Below are 8,851 nucleotides of genomic sequence, written 5' to 3'. Positions count from 1 at the left end.
CTGTTCCGGATCCAGGCCGTTCACGGCCTCCACCCGGAGGAGGCTGTAATATTTCTCCGTCTCCTTGGGGGGACGGATCTGGCCGACCACGAAATCCCCCCGACGCAGGCCGAAGCGCCGGATCTGGGATTGGCTGACGTAGATGTCGTGGGCGCTGGGGAGGAAATTCGGGTTCACCCGAAGGAAACCGATAGTACCTAGGCCCTCATCCTCAACGATCTCCAAAGTCCCCCCACCGAAGGCGTAGCCCTGTTGCTCCGCTTTGGCCTGGAGGAGCCGCATGATCAGATCCTGCTTTTTCAAGCGGCTGTAACTGGGGATCTTCAGGCCCCGGGCCAGCTCGCGGAGCTCATCTAAGGTTTTGGATTCCAGATGGATGTAATCGAAATCCAGGATGGGAACCTGAACCTGTGCCTGTTCCATGGTCGCTCCACTCTTAAGGATTGGGATTGGAATTGCAAGTTTTGAGTCATCTATTGCTACGCGGTGGTCACCTCAACGTGGTGATGATCTTTTTACTCGTGGGATTTCTTCGTAGTGCGGGCCGCTTGCGTGGCCCGCACCACAAAGAACACTTTTCTTCTTCCCTCCCCATGTGACTGCGTCGCATGGGGAGGGAAGAAGGGCGTGGAGCCAGCCTGCTTCGCCGGGCGGTGGTCTGATCACGACCCTCTGGAGTGACGACCCGCTGCCCAAAAGTTGCGGAAGATCAAAGCGCTTTCCCTTTCCTGCGGCCTGAAGCGGCGCGGAAAGAGGATCACATTAGAGGTAGCCAAGAGCGAAAGGCCCCTGGCAAGTCCTAACCCCCTGGAGAACGAACGGATCCATTCGCTTCGATGGACTACCGCCCCACAGGGGAGCAGGTGCTCAACCGCCAGGTTCATGAATGTGCCCCCAGGGGAGGCGAATCAGCAACTTAGATGTCTCTAGGGTGAGGAGTGGCACCTGGAAGGTCCCTCTGGATATCCTCAACACCCTCCTCCCCGCATAGCCGGATCGACTGCAGGGAAGATGGATCAGGAGAACCAGCGGCATCGTTTTGAAGTCACAACTCGTCCCCTCCAAGAACGTAGGCGTGGGCCGCTGAACGATCCTCGGGGCATACCTGCCCTCAACGCCCAGGGGAGACCCGGTGCGCAACCCCTCTATCTAGATACCCTTGGTGATCCTCGGGGTCGATGCCTCAAGCGGCAGAAGCATTTTCATTATACCTGGCTTTGCCGAATCCGTCAAAGCAAATGCAGGCCACCGGTCTTCTTTCCGCATATAATTTGAGTGAGGGTCTTGGCGAACGCGCCAAAGATCCCTGAGACCCGGATACGCGGGGATCCTGAGATGCTGGACTGGCGGCAGGTGAGATTATATGTGCAGGAGTTGGCCGAGTATGCGGGGGATCGCCTTCGGGCCCATCCCCCGACCTTACGATATGCCCTCAGCCTGCTCCATCGGTTTTCCGAGGATCTGGAGCGTTTGCAACAGATGGCCCGGGAGGCCCTCCGTGTCGGCTGGCGCGGGGCGATCCCTTGGGGGGAACCCCTTGCCGCTCGATTCCCCCTCCCCGCCGAGCTTCCTCAGGCCCTCGTGATCGCCGCCGATGGTTCCCAGATTTACCCGGATCGCCATGGGACGGTTCCCTATTTTGTTCTGAACATCGGACTGATCGAGATGCGCCCCGGCTCCGGCGCCCCGCCCGAAACCCGGCACCATCTCATCTTCTGGTATCGGGAGGAGGAGCTCTTCACGGAAGATGGAGAGATGCGCGCCCTGAACGACCTGGAGGCGGAGCGGGACATCCAGGAGCTGGAAGGGCTGGCGGAAGCGATGGCCCGCCGGGCGGGCGATCCCTTCGGCCCGCCGGTGGGATTGGCCGACGGCCTGCTGCTCCCATGGGCCCTGGCCCGCGGCGAGCCCTTCGCCGCGGTCCCCGCCGAACGCTATCGGGAGCTTTTCCGACGCGCCGTCAGGGCTTTCGAATCCGCCAAGGGGACGGGGGGCGCCATCGCCGGATACGTCGATCGGCCGACGGGCCATGCGGTGCTGCGCTTGCTGGCTTTAGGGCTTCTAGAGGAGATCTCTCGGGAGAAGGTCGCCGACTACCCGTTCGGTCAACTGCGAGATCGCATGCTCTTCGCCGAGCTGCTTCAACCCGGAGAGCGCTCAGCCCTCTTCGCCCCCACTTGGCCGATCAATGATCACCTGGGCCACGAGGGACATCGGCTGCTCTTCTTCTACCTCAACGTGGGAACGGAGGGCCGTCCTCATCTGGCCCGTGTGGAGATCCCCGAGTGGGTGGCCCAGGATCGTGTCCGTCTGGACCGGCTGCATCGCGCGATCTGGGATCAGTGTCGCATCCTGGCGGAAGCCCCCTATCCCTATCTGCTCACCCGGGCCCACGAACTGGCCCGCATCCGCTCGGAGGAACGGCTGCGCCTGGAGCAGATGATCCAGGAGGCCCTCCTCCGTCGGGGCCTTCGTCCTTCGATCTCCGCCAAGGCGAAGCAGAAGGAGTGGCTGGGAGGGTAAAGAGGCCCGAATCCTTTCGAACTGGAGGTTCAATGGCGGCCAAGAAGGATCCCCTCCAATCGGGGCCGGCGTTCATCGGTCGGGTGATCGAAGCCAGCGCCCGGGCCTTTCTGGTGGGTTGCCGGCTGACCGCCGAGGACATCCCATCCTTCGGCTCCTTTGTCCAGACCGCGCGAGGCGAGACCACGATCATCGGAGTGATCTATGACCTGGTCCTGCAGGGGGATGAGCTCACCCGCATGGTGGCCCTCCAGGATGTCCCCCCCCAGGAGATCCAGCAAGACATGATCGAAAACCGCAACCTCCCGGTCCAAATCGGGGTGCTCACGTTGGGTTACATGCGGGACCGCTTCACGTATTATGGCGTTCCCCATCAACCGCCGGCCCTGCTGGAGCCGGTTTACACCTGTCTCCCTTCGCAGATCCAGCGGTTCACCGAGCAACCGGACTTCGTGCGCACGCTGATCGAGGCCCGCGAGGCTTCGGACGATGTGCTCGCCGCGGTGATCCGGGCCGCAGCGGAGGTTCGCCCCGGCCCTCACCAGCGGGATTTTCTGATCCGAATCGGACAGGAGGTGGTGCGGTTGCTGGCCGATGAGCCCACCCGTCTCGGTCAGGTCCTGCGCCGCATTCGAATGACGATCTGAGATTTCCCTGGGGGATTTCGGGATGGGGGGTGAGCCGGGCGCCGAAGGGGTCCAGCTCACCCCCAAACCCTCCAGGAGCCAAAATTGAAGGACCCGCCTGCTGACCGGAGGTTGCTTATGGCCTCAGAGCTGGAAGCGATCCTCGGAGCCCGATCCAAGCCCCTGGCGCTGGAAGCGCGCCGGTTGGGGATTGTCATCGGAGGCTCCCTTTCCGAAGGGCTGGTGGTCAAATTAGACTCACGGATTACGATCGAGGGCCTGGCGGTCGGGCGCTATGTGATGATCCAGGGTTACCGTCGACGCTTCTTCGGGATGATCACGGACATCCGGCTGGACAGCGTCAACCCGGATCTCGCGCGCATGCCTCCGGACCCCGACGACCCACTGATCCGCGAGATGGTGGCCGGCATCGGGGTGTTCGGCCAAATCCATGTCCAGCCGATGTTGGTCCTCGAGGAGAACGATCCACTCCCGCGGCCGGTGAAAACGGTTCCGGCCCATTTCTCGCCCGTTTATGAAGCTACGGAAGAAGATGTGCATGCCATCTTCCGCCCTTCAGTGAAGGGACGGGAGGATCGGTATTTCGTCATCGGGGAGCCCCTGGATATGCCGGGGGTGCGCATCCCCTTGAACTTGGATCGCCTGGTGGAGCGCTCCAGCGGCGTGTTCGGAAAGAGCGGGACAGGGAAGACGTTCCTCACGCGGCTGCTGCTGGCGGGGATCATCTTCCACAACGCCTCTGTCGCCCTGGTGTTCGATATGCACAATGAATATGGGTGGAGCGCGTCAGGCGAGGAAGGGTATGTGAAGGGCCTAAAGCAACTTCCCGGATGTTTCTCCCGCGTCGTGATCGCCACCTTGGATGAGGAGTCCTCTCGGCGCCGGAACAGTCGGTATGATCTGGTGATCCGCATCGGCTACGATCAGATCGAGCCGGAGGACGTAGAACTCCTGCGCGGGGTGATCGGCCTGAGCGAAGTCCAAATCGGTGCCCTCTATATGCTGCGGCGACGGCTGGGCCGGAGCTGGCTGCGGACCCTGCTGGAGGAGCGGGCGCCCGCTGAGGAGGCTGAAGAAGAGGCGGCCTTAGATCCCCTGGCCGAGCTGGTGGAGCGGGATTTGATCACCAGCAGCACCCTGGGGGCCCTCCAGCGCAAGCTGGGGCTCTTCCATCGCTTCCGGTTTCTGGTCCCCGAAGCCGCTGAGGACGCCGCCCAAGCCATCCTCTCCTGCCTCCTTCAGGGCCAGAGCGTGATCCTGGAATTCGGCCGCTATGGCAACGACATGGCCGCCTACGTGTTGGTGGCCAACTACCTGACCCGCCGCATCCACGCGGAATATGTCCGCCGCAAAGAGGCGGCGCTGGGGGATTCGAGCCGGGAGCCGCCGCATCTGGTGATCGTCGTCGAGGAGGCCCATAAGTTCCTGCAGCCAGGCATCGCCGAGCACACGGTGTTCGGCACCATTGCCCGGGAGTTGCGCAAATATAACGTCACGCTGCTCATCGTCGACCAGCGGCCCAGCCAGATCGACAGCGAGGTGCTCTCCCAAATCGGAACCCGCATGCTGTGCCTGCTGGATCACGAGGAGGATGTGCGGGCGGGCCTTTCCGGGATCTCCGGAGCCTCCCGGCTCCGCGAGGTGTTGGCCCGGCTGGAGACCAAACAGCAGGCCCTGCTTCTGGGGCATGCGGTGCCGATGCCGGTGGTGGTCCGAACTCGGTCCTACGACGCCTCGCTCTACGAGGAGCTGGCTGAACATGCGGATCCGGCGGATCGATACCTGCGGGTGATGCGGGGGGAGGATGACGATCTGTAAGCCCCTCATTTGATTGGGGGGATTTGGGGGCGGGCCGGGAACCATGAGCTTCTCAGGAACGTCTTTCCTCTGGATAGAACGGGCCCCAACGATCCAAAGGATCACGGGGTGTTTCGAAATCGTTCCGGGAGGCCGAGGCATGGTGCAACGGCGATGGCGGTGGATGGTGGGGCTCTGGATTCTCAGCGGGTGGCTGGGGGCTTGCGCGCCGACGGGCCCTGGGGTTTCCCCACTGGAAGGTTTCTCGCCGCTCCCCGCCCCTCCGCAGCCGGCTTTCACCCCTGCTCCGAAAACTCCTGGGGGGCCATCCGTGGAGCTCTCGCTGAATCAAGTGATCGAACTGGCCCGGCAGGATCTGGCGGCCCGCCTGGGGCTTCCGACGGATGAGATCCGGGTGATCGAGGCCCAAGCGGTCACCTGGCCGGATAGCAGCCTGGGGTGCCCCGAGCCCGGGCGCATGTATCTTCAGGTCCTCACCCCGGGCTACCGCGTGTTCTTGGAGGCCCGGGGGCAACGATACGCCTACCACGCGGGACGCCAGGGTTCCCCCTTCTTATGCCCTCCGGATCGGGCGCGGGGGCCCGTCTCCGGCGAGCCGTGATCCCCTATCTGATGGAACCAGCGGCTTGCGCGCTCCCCCCAGGGGATTCACTCTTTCACGCCTCCCAATGTTAACCCGGAGATCAGCCAACGGGACGAATAGAGGAAAAGGATGGTGACGGGGACGGCCACCAGGATCGAGGCGGCGGCGAATTTCCCCCATAGCACCGTGTACTGCTCCGTGAAGGTCCACAGCCCCAACGGCCAGGTGTACATCTCCCGCTTGTTCAGGATGATCCGGGCCACGATGTATTCGTTCCAGCTGCTCATGAAATTGAACAGGAAAGCGATCGCCAGGGCAGGTGTGGAGAGAGGGCGAATGATGTGCCACAGAACCCCCAAGCGGGATGCACCGTCGATGAGGGCTGCTTCCTCCAAGTCGCGGGGGATGGTATCGTAATATCCCTTCAGCATCCAGATGCTGAAGGGGACGGCGGTCACGGAGTAGGCGATGACCAGGCCGAGGTAGGAATTCATCAGGCCCAGGCGGGAGATCATGATAAAGAGCGGGAGAAGCAACATCGCTGCCGGAAACATCTGGGTGCTGAGCAGGAAGATCAGCCCGGCGTTGCGCCCAGGGAAGCGGAAACGGGAGAAGGCGTAAGCTGCCGTGGCGGAGAGCAGAAGCCCGACGGTGGCGGTGGTCAAGGTGATGATCAGGCTGTTCCAGATCCAGAGATAGAACTCGGTGGGCCGCCCGGGGCGCCCGAACAGCAGCTCGATATAGTTCGCCAGCGTGGCGTCCTCTGGGATGATCGCCAGGCTGGTGGTGAGGAGCTTGTTCGCCGGCCGCAGCGAGATGGTCACCACACGCAGGACCGGATAGACAGCGATCAGGCAGGCGACCCACAACGCCAGATGGATGAACAACCGCTTGACCGGGCTGTCCCCACGGGGCCGGTAGAACAGCGCCCGCAGCCGGAGCTGGGGCCACGGCCGGACCTGGGCGGCTGGAGCTTCCACAACCGGAGACCAGAATCCTTCCCGCTTCATTCGTAAATCCCCCGCAATCCCTTCGTGATCCGCAGGTAGAAGATCGACCACAGGAGCAGGATGAAGAAAATCACCAGCGCGAAAGCTGCGCTGAACCCGTAGCGGTAGAACTGGAAGATGGCCTTGTAAAGCGAGGAGACCAGGATATCCGTCTTCTCCTGGGGCCCTCCCTGGGTGACCAGATAAATCACCTCGAACCGGTTGAAGGTCCAAACGGTGCCTAATATCGTCGCCGGCACCAACACCGGTCGGAGCAGCGGCAAGGTGATGTGCCAGAACTGTTGCCATTTGCTCGCCCCGTCGATCTCGGCAGCCTCATAGTATTCCTGGGAGATGCTTTGCAGCCCGCCCAGGATCACCACCATCATGAAGGGGATCCCCAGCCAGACGTTCGTCATGACCACGGAGATGAAAGCCCACGTGGGGTCCTGACGCCAGGGGACCGGATGGACTGCCTGGGAGAGCCAGCTGAACAGGTCGTTGATGAGGGGGAGCGCCTGGGTCTGGGCGGCGAGATCCGTGAAGAACTGTTGGGCGTTTCGAAGGATGATGTTGAAAAAACCGTAGCGGAAATCGAACTCGTTGCGCCACGCCATCGCGGTGATGGTGGAGGGAACCGCCCAGGGGAGGATCAGGATCGTCCGATAAAGGCCCCGAAGCCGCATCGATCGGTTCAACAACAGGGCTAGGATCAAACCGCCCGTGACGTGCAGCGAGACATTGATCACTGTCCACAGGACGGTTCGCCCGAACACCTCGAAGAACGTAGCATCTTTAGCGACCGGACCAGTGAACACCTTGACGAAGTTCTCGACGCCGTACCGCAGCCCGAACTGAGGGTTCTGAGCGGTATACATCGCCATGTTCGAAAAGGCCAGGCGCACCTCAAACAGAAAGGGGATGATGATGAGGAAACTGACACCGACCAGTGCGGGGAGGACGAGCACGTAGGCCAGACCCAGACGGGAAGGGTGGGGCTTTCCGGTGAAATAGATCACCGCCTCCAGAACCAAGACCAGCGCCAGCGGGATCATCAGATGCCATGGCGCAGGAACGAGGGCTGCCCATTCGGCCCAGAGCCGCTCCGGAAGGGTCACGACAGGGGTGAGACCCCACGCCGCCACAAGATCAGCGATTAACCCCATGCGCTCCAGAAAGCGCAGGATCAGCAAAAACAGGAGCGCAGCGATGACGCCCTGAACGGCCCGAGCGAACGTGGCGGCGGGAAGGCCACGGGGCCGGCGAAAGAAGAGGAGATACACATAGCCTTCCAGCAAGGCCAGAACAACTGCGATGGCTAAAACGAAGCCTAGAACCTGGCTTAACGAGCGAATCATCAGCGAGGGGGTCAACGCGCCCATCCTTGCGCCTCCTATCCACTGCCACTATTCCACCGATCCGCCATGGCCCCCATCCACCGGGTCGATACGCCGTCCCGCTTAAGGGCTGAGGATGTGTTCAAGGCATGCGCGAGGCATCACCCTTAGGACCCCTCTGCGCTAAGAGCGCTTGTCCCTTTCGTGACACGAAGCCTGACCGCACGAGGCTTACTGCGTATAACGAGGCGAGGGGCTGTTACGGCCCCTCGCCTCGTTCGACCCGGTCATACCTTTCACTTCTTCCCCAGCTCCGCCACGCACTGGTCGGCCGCCTGCTGCATGGCCTTCGCCGCGTCGGCCGGGGTGAGGCTCCCCGCCATCACGCCCTCGAGGTTCGGGCGCATGGCGTCCCAGGCGCAGCGCATCTCCGGGGCCGCCGGCATAGGCCGTCCCAGCAGCAGCTGCTCGAAGGATCCCCTCAGGATCGGATCCTGTTGGATCATCGGCTCATCCTTCAGGGTCTTCAGCGAAGGCAGACGCTTGAACTTCTCGATCCATTTCTTCTGCACATCCGCTGAGGTCATATAGGCCACGAAGGTCTTGACGGCCTCCACCTTGGCAGGATCCTGAAGGACGGCCTTAGAGACCATCCAGTATTTACCTCCGGTCATCGGGGTCGGATATTTGCCGGTGGCGGTCACCTTCGGGATGGGAGCCACGCCCAGCTTGTCGCCCAGGACCTGCGCGTAGCCCCCCAGAGACCAGTCGCCGTTGATGATCATCGCCGCCTTGCCCTCCTTGAAGAGGGTATCGGCGCAGTTGTAGTCGCACTCCTGGGGGACCACCTTGTGCTTGAACTTGAGATCCTGGACGAACTGAAGCGCCCCGACCGTGCCCTCGTTGTCGAAGGTCGGCTTGTCGTTCTCATCCAGCGGCCAGGTCCCGAAGGCG

At 62.3% G+C, this 8,851-nt stretch carries 8 protein-coding genes; 4 read left to right on the top strand and 4 right to left on the bottom strand.

What is annotated here, in order from left to right; all coding sequences use genetic code 11:
- Positions 1–423, bottom strand: a 423-nt coding sequence (locus ACFMO5_RS02630) for a Rho termination factor N-terminal domain-containing protein (protein ID WP_376791221.1), incomplete at its 3' end; no start/stop codon positions are given.
- 912 nt (positions 424–1,335) lie between these two features.
- Between ACFMO5_RS02630 and ACFMO5_RS02625 the strand changes: the two genes are divergently transcribed.
- From ACFMO5_RS02625 to ACFMO5_RS02610, 4 genes are all read left to right on the top strand, one after another.
- Positions 1,336–2,523, top strand: coding sequence for a DNA double-strand break repair nuclease NurA (locus tag ACFMO5_RS02625; protein ID WP_376791220.1), 1,188 nt, complete (start codon positions 1,336–1,338; stop codon positions 2,521–2,523).
- A 32-nt stretch (positions 2,524–2,555) separates the two neighbouring features.
- Positions 2,556–3,170, top strand: coding sequence for a hypothetical protein (locus ACFMO5_RS02620; protein ID WP_376791219.1), 615 nt, complete (start codon positions 2,556–2,558; stop codon positions 3,168–3,170).
- Positions 3,171–3,287: 117 nt separating this feature from the next.
- Positions 3,288–4,988, top strand: coding sequence for a helicase HerA domain-containing protein (locus ACFMO5_RS02615; protein WP_376791218.1), 1,701 nt, complete (start codon positions 3,288–3,290; stop codon positions 4,986–4,988).
- Between the two features lie 139 nt (positions 4,989–5,127).
- Positions 5,128–5,589 carry a hypothetical protein gene (locus tag ACFMO5_RS02610; RefSeq protein WP_376791217.1) on the top strand — a complete coding sequence of 154 codons (462 nt, stop codon included), beginning with the start codon at positions 5,128–5,130 and terminating at the stop codon, positions 5,587–5,589.
- 47 nt (positions 5,590–5,636) lie between these two features.
- Here the strand turns inward: ACFMO5_RS02610 and ACFMO5_RS02605 are convergent, their stop codons facing one another.
- The 3 genes from ACFMO5_RS02605 to ACFMO5_RS02595 form a co-directional block, all read right to left on the bottom strand.
- A complete protein-coding gene (locus ACFMO5_RS02605) occupies positions 5,637–6,581 on the bottom strand; it encodes a sugar ABC transporter permease (RefSeq protein ID WP_376791216.1) in 945 nt (314 codons plus the stop codon).
- A complete protein-coding gene (locus tag ACFMO5_RS02600) occupies positions 6,578–7,942 on the bottom strand; it encodes a carbohydrate ABC transporter permease (protein WP_376791215.1) in 1,365 nt (454 codons plus the stop codon). The genes ACFMO5_RS02605 and ACFMO5_RS02600 overlap by 4 nt, the downstream gene beginning before the upstream one ends.
- A 251-nt stretch (positions 7,943–8,193) precedes the next feature.
- Positions 8,194–8,851, bottom strand: a 658-nt coding sequence (locus tag ACFMO5_RS02595) for an extracellular solute-binding protein (RefSeq protein ID WP_376791214.1), incomplete at its 5' end; no start/stop codon positions are given.

Source organism: Thermoflexus sp., from assembly GCF_042408365.1.
Taxonomy (GTDB): Bacteria; Chloroflexota; Anaerolineae; order Thermoflexales; family Thermoflexaceae; genus Thermoflexus.
The sequence above is the reverse complement of the archived record's forward strand: the minus strand, read 5'-3'. Positions and strand labels throughout refer to the sequence as shown.